This window comes from Vibrio sp. SCSIO 43133 (assembly GCF_023716845.1).
GTDB classification, from domain to species: Bacteria; Pseudomonadota; Gammaproteobacteria; order Enterobacterales; family Vibrionaceae; genus Vibrio; species Vibrio mediterranei.
This window is the reverse complement of record NZ_CP068024.1, coordinates 2,995,461-3,015,895: the sequence shown is the minus strand read 5'-3', so window position 1 is coordinate 3,015,895 and position 20,435 is coordinate 2,995,461. Positions and strand designations below refer to the sequence as shown.

Sequence of the window (20,435 nt, the reverse complement as noted above, 5' to 3'; positions counted from 1 at the left end):
GAATTTATAAACTTAACAAATTGTATCTATTCTATTTTCACGAACTTCACAACGTATAGCTTATGGCGATAAAGGTCAAGTTTTCAGAAATTTGTTGTGTATGATTCAGAAATTCAAACGATTTATCTGCGATAGCTGACAAGTCATTGCTGTGAAATAGTGAGAAGGTTAACAGTTTGTTGGGGTTGCAATGAAGACGGACACAAAAAAGGCCAGCAAACTGCTGGCCAAATTAGGAAGGAATACTGTTAGTTACTTATTGGTGTAACCAGACAGACAACCTTTAGGCTGAAAGCATTAATGAATCTGCTTTCGCTTCAAGGTTGGTGTTGCCCATAAGGTATTCATCGATGGCACGTGCACACTCACGTCCCTCGTTGATGCAACGCACGACCAGAGACTGACCAGTACGCATATCACCTGCGGCAAAAACACCTTGCTGGTTGGTTTGGAAACCTTGTGACGCTACGTTTCCTCGCTCATCCAGTTTGATATCAAGTTGTGCTAATACGCCCGTTGGTTCTGGGTGTAAGAAGCCCATTGCTAGGAATGCCATATCACAAGGAATGACACGCTCAGAGTTAGCCACTTCTTCAAAACTTGGGCGTTCACCTGGCGCAGCGTCTTTCCATACGATGTCAGCAATACGAAGACCTGTTACTTGACCTTCATCGTTACCGATGAATTCTTTTGTCAGGATATTCCAATGACGGTCACAGCCTTCTTCATGAGAAGTGGTTGTTTTCATAATCATTGGGTATTGAGGCCAAGGCATATTCGCAGGGCGTTTTTCTGGTGGAATCGGCATGATTTCGACCTGAGTAACACTCGCCGCTTTGTGACGGTTTGATGTACCCACACAGTCAGAACCTGTATCGCCACCACCGATAACCACAACGTGCTTATCTTTAGCGTGGATTTCTTCGCCTTTCAGATCCATATCGTTAGCACGACGGTTATTCTGAGCAAGGAACTCCATAGCGAAATGTACGCCTTTAAGTTCACGTCCAGGAACAGGTAAGTCACGAGGAACGGTAGAGCCACCTGTTAACAGCACCACATCAAACTCTTGGCGCAGTTGCTGAGCATTAACGTCAACGCCCACATGTTGGTTTACTTTAAACTCAACGCCAGCTTCTGCCATCAGATTGATCTTACGGTCAATGATGTCCATACCCAGTTTGAAATCTGGGATGCCGAAGCGAAGTAGGCCACCCACTTTCTCATCGCGTTCAAATACAGTCACAGAGTGACCTGCACTGTTGAGCTGTTCAGCGGCAGAGAGACCAGCAGGGCCAGAACCGATGATAGCAACAGTTTTACCAGAACGAGAACGTGGCGTTTTCGGTTTTGCATAACCTTCGCGGTATGCTGTTTCAACGATAGTTTTCTCGATATTACAGATGGTGATAGGGTCTTGGTTAATACCCAGTACACAAGCACTCTCACAAGGAGACGGACAGACGCGACCTGTAAACTCAGGGAAGTTGTTAGTAGAACTTAGGATGTTCCAAGCTTCTTCCCAGCTATCACGATATACGGCATCGTTGAACTCTGGGATGATATTGCCGATTGGGCAACCACTGTGGCAGAACGGCACGCCACAATCCATACAACGAGAAGCCTGAGTATTGATTTTGTCGCCAAACTCTTCGTTTAGTACGAACTCTTTGTTGTCTTCAATACGAACGGCTGGGTCGAGCTTCTTTGGAAGCTCGCGACCATGTTCTAAAAATCCAGTAGGCTTACCCATTATACTGCCTCCACTTCTTCCGTTTGAGCTTGCTCAGCTTCTGCTTTGCGCTTTTGAAGTACCGCTTTGTAATCACGCGGCATAACCTTAACGAGTGACGCTAGGCTTACTTCAAAGTTATCTAAGAACGACTGAGCGACTTCACTTCCTGTGAACTCTACATGCTTAGTCAGCATATCTTTAAGTAGTTCGCGATCTTCTTGTTCGATTGGGTCTAGGTCGACCAATTCAGGGTTTAGCTTGGTTTCAAAATCACCCGCTGTATCCCAAACGTAGGCAACACCGCCACTCATACCAGCCGCAAAGTTACGTCCTGTCGAACCAAGGATGATGGCCGCACCGCCAGTCATGTATTCACAACCGTGGTCACCGACACCTTCAACAACGACTTTAGCACCAGAGTTACGTACACAGAAACGCTCACCAGCCATACCGCGAATGAAGGATTCACCAGACGTTGCACCGTAGAAACATACGTTACCAACCACGATGTTATCTTCAGCGACAATCGTTGATTTCGCATCAGGGTAGAGTACTAACGTACCGCCTGACAGACCTTTACCCCAGTAGTCGTTCGCATCGCCTTCCACTTCAAACTTAACGCCTTTAGCAAGGAAAGCGCCGAATGATTGACCTGCGCTGCCAGTGAACTTCACGTTCATTGGTTGAGGTAGACCTTGGTCCTTGTAGACTTTAGAAATCTCATTCGACAGCATGGTACCAGCTGAACGGTCGGTGTTGATGATAGGGAACTCAGCATTTACGGCTTCGCCCTTCTCAAGTGCTGGAATCGCTGCTTGAATTAACTTACGGTCCAGAACCTGTTCTAGGTTGTGGTTTTGTTCCGTTTGGTTGTAAACGCCATCTTGCTCACGAGCCTGTTCAATATGTAGTACAGGTGTTAGGTCGAGGTTCTTATATTTCCAGTGACCAATATCTTCACGAACTTTTAGTTTGTGAGATTGACCCACCATCTCATCGATAGTGCGGAAACCAAGTTCAGCCATCACTTCACGTAATCCTTCAGCCATGTATTGGAAGAAGGTAACAACATCTTCTACGCGACCATCGAAGCGCTCACGTAGTGTTTTGTTTTGCGTTGCGATACCCACAGGGCAGGTGTTCTTATGACACTTACGCATCATGATACAGCCTTCAACCACAAGCGCTGCGGTTGCGACGCCCCATTCTTCAGCACCAAGTAGAGTTGCTACCGCAAGGTCACGTGGCGTTTTCATCTGACCATCAGATTGAACCACGATACGGTTACGTAGACCGTTCTTCAGAAGCGTTTGGTGTGTTTCTGCCAAACCAAGCTCCCAAGGAAGACCTGTATGGCGAATTGAAGACATTGGTGAAGCACCAGTACCACCGTCGAAGCCCGCAATCAGGACAACGTCAGCTTTCGCTTTTGCAACACCTGAGGCGATAGTACCTACACCCGCTTCTGATACTAGCTTCACGTTAACGCGACCCGCGCGGTTAGCGTTTTTCAAGTCGTAGATCAGCTGTGCCAAATCTTCGATTGAGTAGATATCGTGGTGTGGCGGTGGAGAAATTAGACCAACCCCTGGAGTTGAGTGACGAGTCGCACCGATCCAGTCATCGACTTTATCACCAGGAAGCTGACCACCTTCGCCTGGCTTCGCACCTTGAGCCATCTTGATTTGTAGCTCATCAGCGTTAGTTAAGTAGTAAGACGTGACACCGAAACGACCGGATGCTACCTGCTTAATTGCTGAGCGTTCCCAGTCACCGTTTTCTTTACGTTCGAAACGAGTTGGATCTTCACCGCCTTCGCCTGAGTTAGACTTAGCACCGATACGGTTCATGGCTACAGCAAGTGTTGAGTGAGCCTCGTAAGAGATAGAACCGAATGACATCGCACCTGTAGCAAAGCGCTTCAGAATGTTTTCAATTGGCTCAACTTCTTCCAGCGGGATGGAGCCTGCTGGGTTCTTAACGAAGTCTAATTGGCTACGCAGAGTCGCAGCGTTATCGCCTTGGTCATCGACGGCTTTCGCATACTTCTTAAACTGAGAGTAATCTTTGTTGCGAGTTGACTCTTGCAGTAGAGAAATAGTTTCTGGGTTAAACAGGTGCTTTTCACCACGCTGTTTCCACTGATAAACCCCACCCACATCAAGAACTTGAACTGGAATTTCACGTGTTGGGAAACCAATACGGTGACGAACCAAAACTTCTTTGGCGATATCATCGATGGTAAGGCCTTGAATACGTGAAACCGTACCCGTGAAATACTTCTCAACTACAGACTTACTGATACCTAACGCTTCGAAGATTTGTGCACCATGGTAAGACTGAAGTGTGGAGATACCCATTTTCGAGAAAATCTTTAATAGGCCGCCGTTGATCGACTTACGGTAGTTCTCGAACAGCTCAGAGATGCTGGTTTCTGGATCCAGTTTTTTAGTGCGTTGTAGCTCAACCATGGTCTCGATAACGAGGTATGGGTTAACCGCGTTTGCACCATAGCCAACAAGCGTTGCAAAGTGGTGCGTTTCACGTGCATCGCCAGTTTCTACTACGATGTCACACTTAGCACGCAAGCCTTTGCGGATTAGGTGGTGGTGAACCGCGCCTACCGCCAACATCGCTGGGATAGCGGCATGGTTAGAGTTGATAGCTCGGTCAGTTAACAGAATGATTGAGTAACCATCGATAACCGCATCTTCTGCGTATTGACAGATACGTTTTAGTGCGCGCTCTAGCTTACCTTCGTCTTCACTTGCTTGGAAAACGATATCCAGAGTTTTCGCTTGCAGGTGCTCATTATCGATAGCACGCAGCTTCTCAAGTTCAGAGTTAGATAGAACTGGGGACTCTAGCTCAACTTTTTGGCAGTGCTCCGGAGATTCCGATAGCAGGTTCTGATCTTTACCAAGGTAAGTGTTCAGAGACATCACCATACGTTCACGAATCGGGTCGATTGGTGGGTTGGTAACCTGAGCGAATAGCTGCTTAAAGTAGTTAGATAGATGTTGTGACTGGTGCGAAAGGATCGCTAGTGGCCAGTCAGCACCCATTGCAGACAATGGCTCTTTGCCATCTTTTGCCATAGGTACAATGATTTCGTTCACTTCTTCTGAGCTAACACCAAACGCTTGCTGTTTGTGGAGTAGCTTTTCAGGAGAAGGTTGGCTGAACTCGTTGCTCGCATCTGGAAGCTTCTTCAGGCTAAGTAGGTTCTCTTCCACCCATTTCTGGTATGGCTGAGCACTTGCAATGCCATCTTTCACTTCTTCATCAGAGATGATGCGACCTTGCTCTAGGTCAGCAACGAAGATACGACCTGGCTGTAGACGGCCACGGAACTCAACGTTCTCTGGCTCAATATCTACAACACCAGATTCTGATGCCATAACGAGGAAGTCATCTTTGGTCACGGTATAACGTGATGGACGCAGACCGTTACGGTCAAGCGTTGCACCTACCTGAACACCGTCAGTGAAACATACCGATGCTGGGCCATCCCATGGTTCCATAACGTTCGCGTGGTACTGGTAGAACGCACGACGGGTTGGATCCATGTTTTTGTTTTCTTGCCATGCTTCAGGAATCATCATCATTAGCGCATGTGGCAGGCTACGACCAGACAGAACTAGGAGCTCAAGTGCCATATCGAAGTTTGATGAATCCGAGCTGCCTTCTTGACAGATAGGGAGCAGCATGTCGATTTCTGCCTGTGTGAACAAGTCAGATTCGATGATAGCTTCACGCGCCTTCATCCAGTTCAAGTTACCGCGAACCGTGTTGATTTCACCGTTGTGGGCAATGTAACGGAAAGGCTGCGCTAGGCGCCATTTCGGGAAAGTATTGGTAGAGAAACGAGAGTGAACCAGTGCAAGCGCTGTCACCATCGTTGGATTTTGTAGATCTAGGAAGTACTGAGGTACTTGCTCAGTAGTGAGCTGGCCCTTGTAAACCAGTGTCTTGTACGACATTGAATTGATGTAGAAGTCATCACCAATGTTAGACACACTTTCTAAGCAAACGCGTACTGTGTAGTTACGTAATACGTAAAGCTTACGTTCTAGCTCTTCAGGCGTACAGCCCGGACCACCAGAAACGAATACGTGTTCGAATTGTGGCTCAGTGCTCAATGGATCAGCACCAATCATTGAGTTGTCAGTTGGTAAGACACGATATCCAATTACTTCCAACTCTAAACGTTGTGCATTGCGCTCTAGAATGTCACGACATTGTGCGCGTTTGTGCTCGTCTTTCGGGAAAAGAACAACACCGACACCGTATTTCTCAAAAGAAGGCAGTTTAATACCAAGCTTAACAGCTTCTTCCAAAAGAAATTCATGGGGCTTCTGAAGTAGGATACCTGCGCCATCGCCACTGCATGGATCGCAGCCTTGACCGCCACGGTGTTCCATGCGCGCTAGCATATCCAGGGCTTGGGTCACTACTTCGTGTGATTTACGGTTTTTTAGGTGAGCAACAAAACCGATACCACAAGCGTCATGCTCCAACTCTGGAGTATACAGACCTTGTGTATTCTGCTCTCTATCTACCATAGATACTTCCTTCCAGTTTAATCTAGGCACAACTTGAGTGTGTGATTGTGCCTTGTCCTTTGTAATTTTGATTCTTGACTGCCAGAGGGGGCAGTTTTCGAGTCCATTCTGCATCTCGCAGGAAAAGTGTTGCGAGAAAAACATTCCGTGGTGATATTCAATGTCATCTTTCCACAATCCAGTGGAATATGTTGGTGGGAGTAGAATATCAACCTTCAATCTACTAATTCGTACTGTAATAAAAACGGCAAAAACAGCAGAATTGTGTAAGTATCCTACAATTTTGCGCTGTGTAATTCCAACGAAAGTTACGTCTGTTCCACATTTTTTTTATCTACTTTTGAATATATCTAATAACATACATGCAACATTTGCCGTTTTTCTGTTGTTTTTATGAATATTTATTGATTTTGGTTAAGCATGCTTTTCCCGCTCGTTGATACGATGCATGGTTTTCTTTTGCAGGGATGTAATTTAGTTTCACTAATTAGAGTGAGATTCATTCTTATTAATAGGTTTTTCGAACATGCAATTACATGAGTTGGTGAATACCATCGGCCAAGATCTCCAGCGTCGATACGGTGAAAAAGTTCACAAACTGACCCTGCACGGTGGTTTTAGCTGCCCTAACCGTGACGGCACGATAGGTCGTGGCGGTTGTACATTTTGTAATGTTGCCTCCTTTGCAAGTGAAGAGACACAGATTCAATCCATTCATGAACAGCTCACGGATCGTGCTGATGAAGTGAAGCGTGCAAAGAAGTATCTCGCTTATTTTCAGGCTTATACCAGCACTTATGCAGAAGTACAGGTGTTGAAAAACATGTACGAAGAAGCACTTAAGTATGCTGACATCGTTGGATTATGTGTCGGAACGCGTCCTGATTGTGTTCCTGAATCCGTACTTGAACTTTTGGCTGGGTACGTTGAACAAGGCTATGAAATTTGGCTGGAGTTAGGGCTGCAAACGGCTCACGATCACACACTTAAACGCATAAATCGAGGCCATGATTTTGCTGTGTACGATGAGATCACCCGACGCGCTCGTGCACTTGGAATCAAGGTATGTACACATCTTATCGTCGGTCTGCCAAATGAATCAAAGCAAGATAACCTTGTTACTCTAGACAAGGTGCTGGCCACCGGAACGGATGGCATTAAATTGCACGGTTTACATATTGTTGAAGGCAGTACGATGGCTAAGGCGTGGCGTGCTGGGAGATTAGAAGCGCCAACGCTAGAGTTTTACTTAGACGTGGCCAGTGAAATGATTCGTCGTACGCCAGCAGAGGTCATTTTTCACCGCGTCTCCTCTTCCGCGAGAAGGCCAACCTTGTTGTCGCCACTTTGGTGTGAGAACCGTTGGTTAGCGATGACAGAACTAGGCCGAGTGTTAACCAAAGAAGGCCAACAGGGCTCATTGACTCTGAATCCGTTTATTTATCACAAACCTGTTCTCAAATAATTCTACTACCGTGTGAAGCTACTGGCTTAATGATAGACTTAGGCCAGTTGTAACGCACGGAGTGCTGAATGAAACCTATCAAAAACCTCGCTCAATATTATGTCGACTTGTTAGTAAAGCTCGGCATTGTTCGTTTTTCTATTCTTCTCGCATTGGCTTTGGTGGCATTAGCCGTTGTGGTTCAGGTGGGTATTACCCTTGTTTTGAATGGGCGTGTAGATGACATAGATATTGTCCGTTCGGTATTTTTCGGTCTGCTTATTACTCCGTGGGCTGTGTATTTTCTCTCTGTTGTTGTCGACCAGTTGGAAGAATCACGTCAGCGTCTCTCTAAGATGGTTTCTAAACTAAAAGACATGCGTTCGCGTGACCAAGATTTGAACCACAAGCTGCAACAAAATATCCGCAAACTCAATCAAGAGATTGAAGAGAGACAAAAAGCGGAGGAAGCGCGTGAAGAGGCGATGAAGGATCTAGAAAATGAGGTGTTTCAACGTGAACGTACTCAACTAGAGCTGGCTGAACGAACCGCTTTACTGCGTTCATTTATTGATGCTTCTCCCGACTTGATCTATTACCGCAATGCGGAAGGTGTCTTCTCTGGTTGTAACCGGGCGATGGAAGAGTTGACTGGTCGAAAAGAAAAAGAGCTAGTGGGTTTGACGCCATGGGACGTTTACTCTGAAGAGATCGCTAAACAAGTTGTTGAAACCGACCATAAAGTGATGGGTGATAACCAAGCACTGACGTATGAGCAGTGGTTAGAGTACCCAGATGGCAAGAAATGTTTCTATGAACTGCGTAAGGTGCCGTTCTATAGCAAAGATGGTAAGCACCTTGGGCTGGTTGGTTTTGGTCGTGATATCACCGAGCGTAAGCGTCATCAAGAGTCATTAGAGAAAGCGAGTCGAGACAAAACAACGTTTATTTCGACCATTAGTCATGAGCTGCGTACGCCGTTAAATGGCATCGTCGGTTTGAGCAGAATGTTGCTTGATAGCCATCTAAATACTGAACAGCGTAAGCACATGCAAACTATTAATGTTAGTGCCATCACGCTGGGCCATATTTTTAATGACATAATTGATATGGACAAGTTTGATAGACGTAAGCTTGAACTTTTCCCTGAACCACTGAACTTTGAAGACTTTGTCACTGAACTTGAGAGCATTTCGGCTCTTATGGCGGAGCAGAAAGGGTTACGATTTGATCTTGAGCGTTTAACGGATCTCCCAGAAGGCGTGGTAGTCGATGCGACGAGACTGCGTCAGGTGATTTGGAATCTGGTTAGCAACGCCATGAAGTTCACTAAGCAGGGTGGCGTTGTGATGACCATCAGTGCGGATATTGAAGATAATTATGCTCATATCATTATCGAAGTTGAAGATACTGGAATAGGTATTCCTCAGCACGAACTTGATAAGATCTTCGCTATGTATTATCAGGTGAAGTCAGGGAAAGACAATTTACATGCTGTGGGCACCGGAATTGGCCTTGCGGTTTCTAAGCAGCTGATCAAGATGATGGATGGTGACATCACGGTAGACAGTGAAGAAGGGTTTGGAAGTACATTTACGGTATCCATCAATGTCCCTTGTGCTGATAAACAACAATTGGCTCCAGTAGAAGTGAAGCAACAAGGTAGTCTCAATATTTTCTTGCTGGAAGATATAGAGTTGAACATTACGGTCGCACGTTCGCTGTTGGAAAGCTTAGGACATACAGTCAGTGTTGCAATGACGGGCGAAGAAGCCATCGCGACGTTTAAGCCAGAAGAGTATGACCTCGCGTTGCTCGATATTCAGTTACCTGATATGACGGGCTTTGATGTTGCACAGAACTTTAGAGAGCACTACACACAATTGCCTCCTTTGGTCGCTTTAACGGCGAATGTGCTAAAGGATAAACAAGAGTACCTAACAAAAGGTATGGATGACGCTATCAGTAAGCCACTGAGTGTTAAAGCACTCACGGAAGTCATTAACAAGTTTGCTGGCGATGAAGAGTCTACTGACGTTGAGGAAGCAACCGTAGTTGAGAAAACAGATATTAATGACGAACTGTTTAACCGACTTTTAGATTTCGATATGTTGGACTCTTATGTTGATATTGTCGGCACCAAGCCTGTGTACGATAGCATCACTATGTTCGAGCAAATGATGCCAGACTATCTCGAGATACTGGATTCGAACATGACTGCGAAAGATCAATCCGGCATTGCCTCTGAAGCACATAAGATTAAAGGTGCTGCTGGATCTATTGGCTTAAAACGCATTCAATCAGTTGCCCAGAAGGCTCAGTCTCCGGATATGCCAGCATGGTGGGAGAACATTGAAGATTGGGTTGAAGAGATAAAAAATGAATATCACAATGATATTCAAGTACTTAAAATGTGGTTGGAAAGTAAGGAATCAAAATGAAGAAAATACTCACAGCACTAGCACTTTCTGCAGCTTTGGCCGGTTGTGCAACCTCTCCAGCGACAGACTCAAAAGTATGGATGACGGGAAATACTGCTATGGTTGAACAGCAGACTGTTCGTCTCGAGTCGAACCTTTGGATCGATATGATGCCAAAAATTGGTGAAACGACTGCACTGGTAAAAGAACAAACTCTTCACGGTGCATTAAACCTAATGACTGACACGCAGCTACCAGCTGATATGGATGTCGCTATGGTGGTATTGAAACAAGGTGATGTGTCTTGGGAGTTTGAAGGTGATGACTTTGAACTGCGAAATCACTCAGAGAATCAGTGGGAAGTGGCGTTTAACTGGCAGTTAGAAGTCAACATTACTAAGCCAGTAGATGTGGCTGTGCAGCTGGTTGGTGGCGATAAACAAACTTGGGTTGTCAACAAACAAGTGAATGTGGATACGGTGTATTGATTGAGGCTGAATCGCTTACATTAAAAAAGGGACGCATAGTACGTCCCTTTTGCTATTCGTTAGAAGATGATTATTCTTCTAGATCGCCACAGAAGCGGTAGCCTTCACCGTGGATAGTTGCGATGATTTCAGGAGTACCTGAAACCGACTCAAAGTGCTTACGGATACGACGAATCGTTACATCTACAGTGCGATCGTGTGGTTTAAGCTCACGACCAGTCATCTTCTTAAGAAGATCGGCGCGAGTTTGAATCTTACCTGGGTTTTCACAGAAGTGCAGTAGAGCACGGAACTCTGAACGAGGTAGTTTGTAGCCGTCGCCACTTGGGCTAACTAGTGAGCGACTATTGATATCAAGAACCCAACCGTTGAACTCATATTTCTCAACGCTGCGTTTTTCTTCAGTAGCGGCACTTGTGCTCATTGAACGAGTTAACAGGTTACGTGCACGGATAGTTAATTCACGAGGGTTGAATGGCTTAGTGATGTAATCATCAGCGCCAATCTCTAAACCTAGAATTTTATCCACTTCGTTGTCACGACCAGTCAAGAACATTAGTGCTACATTAGCTTGCTCACGAAGTTCACGAGCTAGTAGTAAACCGTTTTTACCAGGAAGGTTGATATCCATGATAACAAGGTTTACAGAGTTCTCAGACATGACTTGGTGCATTTCCTGACCGTCGCTGGCCTCGAATACAGCATATCCTTCTGCTTCAAAAATGCTTTTAAGGGTGTTACGGGTTACTTGCTCATCTTCAACAATAAGAATCTGCGGGCTTTGCATCGGCGGTACCTAATTTAAACTTGTGATAATTCTGTCGCTAGTAGAATAAATTCTAGGCAAAAAGTTAACATATAGGTAATGTTTCTTAGATGTTTACTCAAAATCGTAGAAACAGTTACAGGTTAAGTCGCCTTCCGTGATGTTGCCAAAAAAACGAGAAATCCCTTAAATCTCTTATTATTCTGCTATGTCATTGAGGCGAATTCTATAATGTTAACAGCATGCTAACAATGGTCAAATGTTAATTCCATGCACTTTGTTGATTTAAATCAATAGCGCCTTTGTAACAAATATTAATAGTATTGGGCAAATACAACAATTTAGATAATATGAGTATTGATGCATATTTGTGGCGTGCCTATTCAGAAATTTGCATAGAATTTATCACTGAGTGGGACAGCGAAAATTACGTGATCATAACGGCTTGGAACCCACAGAGTCGTAAACTGTCTAACGAACTAAATCGCATAAAAAACCTCGACTTAGAGCAAAGGCTCAAAATCTATGACTACCAAAATGTTAAGGTGGGGAACCCGAGTTTCAGCTGGGTTGAAGACAGCTTTGCGGTAGAAATGACTTTAGCGCAAGGCTGTGAGTTAGCGCAAAAATACCAGCAAAATGCCATTTATTGGGTAGAAAATGGTGTACTGTTTCTGGTTTCCTGTGATGAGAGTCAAACGCAAAAAAAATTAGGCCGATTGGGTGATTTCTTACGTTAACAGAAAAAATAACCGGGTAGGCGATAAAGGATTTTAATTTAATGCTCTCTAAAGACTTGTTGTTAGCATGGCTATTGAGCAAAAAATCACGGAGGAAAAATGAGAGATATCACACCTGATATTTGTGACCAACACGAAGATAAAGTCATGTTGCTGAATTTGCCACTGCAAAATTTCGGGCAACGTGCCGCGTTCTGGGGAGAGATTGTAACGGTACGCTGTTACCACGATAACTCAATGGTGCGAGAAGTGTTAGGGCAAAATGGTACAGGCAAAGTACTCTTTGTTGACGGTAATGGTTCTTGTGCCAAAGCACTGCTTGGGGACCAACTCGCGATTATGGCAATAGAAAACGGATGGGAAGGCGTGATTGTGAATGGCGCAGTTCGGGACGTGGCGGCTATGGCGGAAATGGATCTGGGAGTTAAAGCGCTAGCGGCATGTCCTTTCAAAACAGAAAAACGTGGAGCAGGTCAAATCAACGTTACATTAACGATGAACAACCAAATCGTTCAACCTGGACATTACGTTTATTCTGATTGGAATGGGGTATTGATCGCTAAAGAAGCATTAGAGTTTTAAAGCGTAATCATGCTTGAACTGATGCTCAGTTAAAAACGGAAGCCTAGACCCACTTCAACGCCTTGTTGTATCTTCTCAAAATCGAAGGTGGCGTGAACGTCTAGGTTTTCGGTTAATCTCATCCTACTTGATATTTCCGCAGCCATTGCGCCTTGCTTTTCGTTATTCTCTTCATATTGGTAGCCACGAAGTGTGCTTTTTACCGAGATACGGTCAGACACATTGTAGCTAACGCCACTCAAAAATCCTTGGTCTATCGACTCGTGCGAATTATTCAATCGAGCCCCGATGTAAACATCTAACGAGTCAAAGATTGAATAGGAATAGCCACTATCAATATTCCAAGTATCAAAAGAATCACTGCTACCCAGCTTAGTGCCTGAAGAAAGAAAGAAGTTATGAGGGGAGGCGTCATGCTGCGAAGGCAGCGTAGGTAGGTCTACCGCGAGGGACATTCCTGAGAACAATAGCAAGGGTAAAGCGTAAAAAGACACTGCTTTCATAGCACCACTCCTTGGTTATTGTTTTTATAGTTTATTGACTTCTAATTAAAGCACATAAACTAAGCAAAAAGTTGTAAATCTATATAGCAATTGGTTATTAATAAAGATCCTAACTGAATAAGTTATCTGCAATTATCAATTTCTATGCGTTTACGAAAAAAACGCCGCTAAAGCAATAAAAGTACATTTTTTAATTGACTCTGCTACAACAAATAGGTTAAACGTATGGGTAAGCACATAAGAGATTTTTAAGAAGACCCTATGTTTAGTTGCCAGCACGTAGTAATGACCACCACGATTATTATTACCGACATTACCAATGTTGGGGCGGGCTGGTAGACGGAAGAAATTCAAAAACAAGGCCTGTATCCCCAAGATACGGGCCTTTTTTTTACCTGTTTTGAGTATTTCGGGAGGAAAGGATGCGAGTACTAAAATTTGGAGGTTCATCATTAGCTGATGCAGACCGCTTTTTAAGAGCAGCGGACATCATCGCTAATAATGCCCAGCAAGAAGATTTGGCAGTGGTGCTATCGGCACCGGGTAAAACGACAAACAAACTTGTCGCCGTTATTGAAACTGCCCTAAAAAACAATGAAGTTGAGTTACAGATTTCAGAGCTTGAAACATCATTCAACGAACTATTTTCTAATATTGCTGCTGTACTCCCGAATATTGAGCGCACAGATTTTGACAACCAAGTCAAAACATCTTTATTCCAATTGCATCAATTTGTCCACGGTATCCGATTACTCGGAACTTGCCCAGATCACGTGAATGCTCGCATTATCTCAAAAGGTGAGCGAATCTCGATTCAACTTATGAAAGCTGTACTGCAAGCTAAAGGTCAAGCTGCGGATCTTATTGATCCAGTTAAGTACCTTTTTGCTCAAGGTGATCATTTAGAAGCGATGGTGGATGTGGAAGTATCAACCCAAAACTTCCAAGCTAACCCACTGGCAGAAGGTGTCGTGCACATTATGCCGGGCTTTACTGCTGGCAACGCTAAGGGTGAATTGGTTACGCTTGGTCGTAACGGCTCTGACTATTCTGCGGCGGTATTAGCAGCGTGCTTGCGTGCTGATTGTTGTGAAATTTGGACGGATGTTGATGGGGTTTACAACTGTGACCCTCGCCTGGTTGATGATGCTCGCCTTCTCAAGTCACTGAGCTATCAAGAAGCGATGGAGCTTTCTTATTTTGGCGCTTCGGTTCTTCACCCAAAAACTATTGCACCTATCGCTCAGTTCCATATTCCATGTCTCATCAAGAACTCGTTTAACCCACAAGGGGCTGGTACCTTGATTGGTCAAGATACTGGTGAAGATAACTTACCAATCAAAGGTATCACGACGCTGTCGAACCTTATCATGGTAAACGTATCTGGACCTGGTATGAAAGGCATGGTGGGCATGGCGAGTCGCGTTTTTGGCGCTATGTCATCAGCGGGTGTGTCCATCGTTCTTATTACTCAATCATCTTCAGAATACAGCATCAGTTTCTGTATTGAAGAAGAAGACAAGCTCGATGCAGAGCGAGCATTGCGCGAAGCTTTTGAGCTGGAGCTCAAAAACGGCTTGCTAGAGCCTGTTGAGTTTATGGATGATGTCGCGATCGTGACACTAGTGGGCGATGGCATGCGTACATCTCGCGGTGTCGCTTCTCAGTTCTTCTCATCACTGGCAGAAGTTAACGTCAATATTGTCGCAATCGCACAGGGCTCCTCCGAGCGCGCTATCTCAGCGGTAATCCCAGAAGACAAAATTTCTGAGGCCATCAAAGCGTGTCATGAAAATCTTTTCAATTCTAAGCATTTCCTAGATGTGTTTGTCGTTGGTGTTGGCGGTGTTGGTGGTGAGCTGGTGGATCAAATTCAGCGCCAGCAAGCCAAACTGGCAGAGAAAGGCATCATTATCCGCGTATGTGGTCTGGCAAACAGTAAAGGTGTCTTGCTCGATGGCAAAGGACTTCCTCTCGACCAATGGCGCGATCGTATGGGCGACGTAAGTGAGAAGTTCTCGGTGGCAGGTTTAGCCGCATTGGTTCAGCGTAATCACATTATTAACCCTGTTTTGGTTGATTGTACTTCTAGTGAAGACATTGCCAATCAATATACGGAGTTTTTAGCGGCAGGCTTCCATGTAGTCACGCCAAATAAAAAGGCAAACACTGCGAGCATGTCTTACTATCATCAACTGCGTGATGTCGCTCGTAACTCTCGTCGTAAGCTAATGTATGAGACAACGGTAGGGGCAGGTCTGCCAGTTATTGAGAACCTACAGAACCTGATCGCAGCGGGTGATGAGCTAGAGAAATTCAACGGTATTCTATCGGGTTCGTTATCTTTCATTTTCGGTAAGTTAGATGAAGGGTTAACGCTAAGCCAAGCAACTAATGTCGCAAAAGATAAAGGTTTCACTGAGCCAGATCCACGTGATGATCTATCAGGCATGGACGTAGCACGTAAACTGCTCATCTTAGCTCGCGAAGCGGGGATGGCGCTTGAACTTGAAGATGTCGAAGTTGACCAAGCGTTGCCACCAGGTTTTGATGATTCAGGTTCAGTAGATGAGTTTATGGCCCGTCTGCCTGAAGCGGATGCTTACTTCAGCCAACTGTCAGCGGACGCTGCCAAAGAAGGCAAAGTGCTGCGCTACGTGGGCGAAATCGCAGATGGTAAGTGTCGCGTACGCATTGCTGCCGTGGATGAAAACGACCCTATGTTCAAGATTAAAGATGGTGAAAACGCACTGGCATTTTATAGTCGCTATTATCAGCCAATTCCACTGGTATTACGTGGTTACGGTGCGGGTACAGAAGTGACCGCAGCAGGCGTGTTCTCTGATGTGATGCGTACATTAGGCTGGAAACTAGGAGTGTAAGATGAGTGATAGCGTTGTCGTTTATGCTCCGGCCTCTATTGGTAACGTGAGTGTTGGTTTTGATGTATTGGGTGCGGCAGTCTCTCCTATAGATGGCACTCTACTTGGCGATTGCGTTGAGGTTAAGCTAGGTGATAAACCTTTTGACCTAGCAACGAAAGGCAGCTTTGTTGATAAGCTGCCCGCTGACCCGCAAGAGAATATTGTTTATGATTGTTGGAAAGTGTACGCCCGTGAATTAGATAAGAAAGGGCTAGCCCTTAAACCTGTATTTATGACACTTGAGAAGAACATGCCGATCGGTTCTGGCTTAGGATCGAGCGCTTGTTCTATCGTCGCGGCGCTAGACGCTTTGAACCAATTTCATGGAAATCCATTAAATGAGACCGAGTTACTGGCTCTTATGGGAGAGATGGAAGGGCAAATTTCTGGTGGCATCCATTACGACAATGTGGCACCTTGCTATTTAGGCGGTGTGCAACTGATGCTGGAAGAGCTTGGTATTATTAGCCAAGAAGTACCCTGTTTTGATGATTGGTATTGGGTGATGGCGTATCCAGGCATTAAAGTGTCGACGGCAGAAGCGCGTGAAATTTTACCTTCTCAATATCGTCGTCAAGACATCATTGCTCATGGTCGTCATCTGGCAGGGTTTATCCATGCATGTCATTCTAATCAGCCAGAATTGGCAGCAAAGATGATCAAAGATGTCATTGCCGAACCATACCGTGCTAAGTTGCTACCTGGCTTTAGTCAAGCGCGTGAATACGCGGCAACAGCGGGGGCTTTGGCAACTGGAATTTCAGGTAGTGGCCCAACGCTGTTCAGCATCTGTAAACAAAAAGATGTGGCAGAGCGAGTGGCTCGCTGGCTAGAAGAAAATTACGTACAAAATAACGAAGGATTCGTGCACGTTTGTCGTTTAGACAAGCAGGGTTCGAAAGTAACAGGAAGTGAGCTATGAAGCTTTACAACATCAAAGAAAATGACGAGCAAGTCTCGTTTGGCCAAGCTGTCCGTCAAGGCTTAGGTCGCAACCAAGGTCTATTTTTCCCATCTGAGCTGCCTAAGTTCGATGACGTAGATGCTTTATTGGCTGAAGATTTTGTGTCGCGCAGCGCAAAGATTCTCTCTGCGCTAATTGGCGAGGAGTTGCCTGCAGAGAAAGTCAGCGAATTAGTGGACAATGCGTTCCAATTTCCGGCTCCAATCAACCAAGTGAAAGATGGTGTGTACGCACTAGAGCTTTTCCATGGCCCGACGTTGGCATTTAAAGACTTTGGAGGCCGTTTTATGGCTCAGTCTTTAGCCGCGGTTTCTGATGGTGGCAAAATCACTATTTTGACAGCAACATCAGGTGATACCGGTGCGGCAGTCGCTCACGCTTTCTATGGTATGGAAGACATCAATGTCGTGATTCTTTACCCGAAAGGTAAAATCAGTCCACTTCAGGAAAAGCTGTTCTGTACGCTAGGCAAAAACATTCACACAGTGGCCATCGATGGTGACTTTGATGCCTGCCAAGCGCTCGTGAAACAGGCATTTGATGATGCGGCATTGCGTGAAGAAATTGGATTAAACTCAGCAAACTCGATCAACATCAGTCGCTTGATGGCGCAAATTTGCTACTACTTCGAAGCGGCGGCTCAACTAAGTAAAGAGCAGCGCGAAAACCTGGTAGTATCGGTGCCAAGCGGTAACTTCGGTAACTTAACGGCTGGCCTGCTTGCGAAAGCGCTTGGATTGCCTATTAAGCGCTTTATCGCGGCAACCAATGCGAATGATACTGTGCCACGTTACCTAGAAACAGGTGAGTGGGCTCCAAAACCGACGGTGGCAACAACGTCAAATGCGATGGATGTTAGTCAGCCAAACAACTGGCCGCGTATCGAAGAACTCTGCCGCCTTAAAGGTTGGGGTTTGGACACGTTAGGCAAAGGGGCGGTCTCTGATGAGCAAAGTGCGGAGTCGGTTCGTGATCTTAATGCTCTAGGCTACTTATGTGAACCTCATGGTGCGATTGCTTATCGAGTACTTGAAGAGCAGTTGCAACCGGGTGAAACAGGCTTGTTCTTGTGTACCGCGCATCCTGCTAAGTTTAAAGAAGTGGTCGATGATATCTTAGGTTCTGACATTGAGTTACCTGGGCCATTGGCTAAACACGCGGCAATGGAGCTGTTATCTGAAGATTTAGCCAATGACTTTGAGGCACTAAAAGCGGTGTTACGTCGAGTCCAATAGGTCTAGATGACACTAATCGCAACGCCTTGAAATTTAAGTGTAGCTGAGTAAGCACATTTAGGTTTCGGGCGTTTTTTTGTATCTGTTGTTTGCGGATTACCTAAAACAATAAACACTGCCACTATTAAAGGAGTACAGGATGACCCCTGTTCAAATGCGTGATTATTTCGATAAGCTTGGCATTAAGAATGAGCTTGAGCCTACGGTGGCCGATATGATATCGCTTCATCATGCTCAGCATCGGACGTTGCCATTTGAAAACTTTGACGTCTACGTTGGCCAAGGAATTAAACTTGATATTGATGCGATCTTTGAAAAACTGATACGTCATCAGCGTGGCGGCTATTGCTTTGAAGTCAACGGGTTACTGCTTCGAGTTATGGAGAGCTTAGGTTTTACCGTTAGGCCACTATTAGCACGAGTACATCTTAGCGGCGAGCCTTCGGGACGGAGCCATCAAGTGACATTGGCTACGATTGATGACCAGCAGTGGATTGTTGATGCAGGGTTCGGTGCGAATACGCCAAGAGCACCTCTGGAGCTGACATTGCATCGCGAGCAGTGTATTGACCACCAATGTTTTCGATTTATCGAAGATGAACGCTGTGGTTATTTACTTCAAGTGAAACAGCAAGATTGGGTGAGTCTATACAGCTTGGATATGACCTATGTATGTCGTGGCGATATTTTGTATGGCAATCATTTTACCTCGACCAGCCCAGAGACTCACTTTACCAACAGTTTGATTGCAGCAAAGCCAATTGAAGGCGGCATCATTACACTACTCGATAGTACGTTAAAAATCAGAATGGGTAACGAAGAGGCGCAAGAAGTAGAACTGACTAAAGCGGACTTGGCGGAGAACGTTGAACGCCACTTTGGTATTCAACTAGAGGCATCACAGCTTGGTAGTATCATCGCAAAACTTGGATGGTAATAACTGACCATGTTACACCGTATGATACTTGAGTAATCATATGACTTAGGTATGGTTGGCAAAAAACGTAATGGTGAAGGGTAGAGGATGTTGGAGAAAGCTCGCTGGGGTATTGCAGGTTTAGGGAAAATAGCACGTCGGTTTGCTATCGACTTAACTCAACATTCGCAATGTGGCGAATTAGTTGCGGTGGCAGCACGTGATGAAGCTAGAGCGTCGAAGTTTGCCGAAGAATTTGAGTGTAGCCGCTCGTATGGTTCCTACCAAGCATTAGCGGATGATGCCGACGTAGATGTGGTCTATATTGCGACATTACACCCCTATCACCGAGATTTGGTCGAGCTTTTTTTAAACGCTGGCAAGCATGTGCTGGTAGAAAAACCCGCATTTACCAATGTAAAAGATTGGGATGAAATGGCTGCGCTAGCGATACGACATGGTGTCATCTTGGCGGAAGCCATGAAGTCTGTTGTGTTTCCTGCCTACCAAGAGTTAAAACAGTTTATTGCCAACAACAATATCAAGCTAACCTCAGTACAGGCAGCATTTGGTAATTGGCATGAGTATGATGAGAACTACCAAATCTTCAACGCTCAGCAAGCCGGTGGTGCGACACTGGATGTGGGAGTGTATGCGCTGTGGTTGTACGCAGATTTATGTACATTGTGTGGCGTAACTATTGGTAAGCCCGACGTGGTCTTTTCTCAAGATAACCCTCAAGCAAAGGTGGATGAAACCGCAGAGTTTCATTTTAAATCTGGTCTTCAAGGTCAGTTAGCAGCCTCAATAACACGTAATTTAGTGCGTAGTGCTGTCATTCAGGGTGAGGACTTTGAAGCGACCATTGCTGAAAAGTGGTGGAACCCGAAATCAATTCAAGTGGTGTATCGAGATGAGACCGTGTTGATAGCACCGCAAACAATCGGGACTGGCTTTGAACATGAAATTGATCATCTAAGTGGGCTGATTTTGCAAGGTGCTAATACCTCATCAATCTTAAAGCATGAAACCAGCCGAGCCGTCATTGAGGTGATGGAGCAAAGTCTGATTGCTGGTGGTTTGGGTTACCTTAGCGAATAATCAGGTAACAAATAAAAAGCGCCTTCAATGTGAAGGCGCTTTTTTAGCTCAA

General features: G+C 45.2%; 14 protein-coding genes and 1 other annotated feature. Of the genes, 10 read left to right on the top strand and 4 right to left on the bottom strand.

Annotation, left to right across the window (positions count from 1 at the left end):
• Positions 1-283: 283 nt before the first annotated feature.
• Both JKJ11_RS14140 and gltB read right to left on the bottom strand, forming a co-directional pair.
• Entirely contained in the window at positions 284-1,753 is a 1,470-nt protein-coding gene (locus tag JKJ11_RS14140) for a glutamate synthase subunit beta (protein WP_038223963.1), read from the bottom strand.
• Complete coding sequence (gene gltB, locus JKJ11_RS14135) at positions 1,753-6,300, bottom strand: glutamate synthase large subunit (protein WP_006072897.1); 4,548 nt, start codon at positions 6,298-6,300, stop codon at positions 1,753-1,755. The genes JKJ11_RS14140 and gltB overlap by 1 nt, the downstream gene beginning before the upstream one ends.
• Before the next feature lie 526 nt (positions 6,301-6,826).
• Between gltB and mnmL the strand changes: the two genes are divergently transcribed.
• The 3 genes from mnmL to JKJ11_RS14120 all read left to right on the top strand — a co-directional run bounded on the left by mnmL (position 6,827) and on the right by JKJ11_RS14120 (position 10,652).
• Positions 6,827-7,765: a tRNA modification radical SAM protein MnmL/YtqA gene (gene mnmL / locus JKJ11_RS14130; RefSeq protein ID WP_252038360.1), complete on the top strand. Its 939-nt coding sequence runs from the start codon at positions 6,827-6,829 to the stop codon at positions 7,763-7,765.
• A 68-nt stretch (positions 7,766-7,833) separates the two neighbouring features.
• The gene (gene arcB, locus JKJ11_RS14125) at positions 7,834-10,185 is read left to right on the top strand and encodes an aerobic respiration two-component sensor histidine kinase ArcB (protein ID WP_006072899.1); all 2,352 of its coding nucleotides are present in this window, start codon (positions 7,834-7,836) and stop codon (positions 10,183-10,185) included.
• Entirely contained in the window at positions 10,182-10,652 is a 471-nt protein-coding gene (locus tag JKJ11_RS14120; protein ID WP_252038359.1) for a hypothetical protein, read from the top strand. The genes arcB and JKJ11_RS14120 overlap by 4 nt, the downstream gene beginning before the upstream one ends.
• A gap of 70 nt (positions 10,653-10,722) precedes the next feature.
• On the opposite strand, the gene arcA is transcribed toward JKJ11_RS14120, so the two are convergent.
• Positions 10,723-11,439, bottom strand: a complete 717-nt coding sequence (gene arcA, locus JKJ11_RS14115; protein WP_006072901.1) for a two-component system response regulator ArcA — start codon at positions 11,437-11,439, stop codon at positions 10,723-10,725.
• Positions 11,440-11,768: 329 nt separating this feature from the next.
• Here arcA and JKJ11_RS14110 point away from each other — a divergent pair, with 329 nt between their 5' ends.
• Together JKJ11_RS14110 and JKJ11_RS14105 are read left to right on the top strand one after the other, a co-directional pair.
• Positions 11,769-12,158 (top strand): DUF3293 domain-containing protein, encoded by a 390-nt coding sequence (locus JKJ11_RS14110; RefSeq protein ID WP_252038358.1) that lies wholly within the window; start codon positions 11,769-11,771, stop codon positions 12,156-12,158.
• Between the two features lie 99 nt (positions 12,159-12,257).
• Positions 12,258-12,740: a putative 4-hydroxy-4-methyl-2-oxoglutarate aldolase gene (locus tag JKJ11_RS14105; RefSeq protein WP_006072903.1), complete on the top strand. Its 483-nt coding sequence runs from the start codon at positions 12,258-12,260 to the stop codon at positions 12,738-12,740.
• A 29-nt stretch (positions 12,741-12,769) separates the two neighbouring features.
• Here the strand turns inward: JKJ11_RS14105 and JKJ11_RS14100 are convergent, their stop codons facing one another.
• Positions 12,770-13,243: a hypothetical protein gene (locus JKJ11_RS14100; RefSeq protein ID WP_006072904.1), complete on the bottom strand. Its 474-nt coding sequence runs from the start codon at positions 13,241-13,243 to the stop codon at positions 12,770-12,772.
• A gap of 277 nt (positions 13,244-13,520) precedes the next feature.
• Positions 13,521-13,636, top strand: a sequence feature (Thr leader region).
• A 29-nt stretch (positions 13,637-13,665) separates the two neighbouring features.
• Between JKJ11_RS14100 and thrA the strand changes: the two genes are divergently transcribed.
• From thrA to JKJ11_RS14075, 5 genes are all read left to right on the top strand, one after another.
• Positions 13,666-16,125 (top strand): bifunctional aspartate kinase/homoserine dehydrogenase I, encoded by a 2,460-nt coding sequence (gene thrA / locus JKJ11_RS14095; protein ID WP_038223951.1) that lies wholly within the window; start codon positions 13,666-13,668, stop codon positions 16,123-16,125.
• A gap of 1 nt (position 16,126) precedes the next feature.
• Positions 16,127-17,089, top strand: coding sequence for a homoserine kinase (gene thrB, locus JKJ11_RS14090; protein ID WP_252038357.1), 963 nt, complete (start codon positions 16,127-16,129; stop codon positions 17,087-17,089).
• Positions 17,086-18,366 carry a threonine synthase gene (gene thrC / locus JKJ11_RS14085; protein WP_252038356.1) on the top strand — a complete coding sequence of 427 codons (1,281 nt, stop codon included), beginning with the start codon at positions 17,086-17,088 and terminating at the stop codon, positions 18,364-18,366. The genes thrB and thrC overlap by 4 nt, the downstream gene beginning before the upstream one ends.
• Positions 18,367-18,505: 139 nt before the next feature.
• Complete coding sequence (locus JKJ11_RS14080) at positions 18,506-19,303, top strand: arylamine N-acetyltransferase family protein (protein WP_062459835.1); 798 nt, start codon at positions 18,506-18,508, stop codon at positions 19,301-19,303.
• Positions 19,304-19,390: 87 nt separating this feature from the next.
• The gene (locus tag JKJ11_RS14075) at positions 19,391-20,383 is read left to right on the top strand and encodes a Gfo/Idh/MocA family protein (RefSeq protein WP_006072909.1); all 993 of its coding nucleotides are present in this window, start codon (positions 19,391-19,393) and stop codon (positions 20,381-20,383) included.
• Positions 20,384-20,435: the final 52 nt, after the last annotated feature.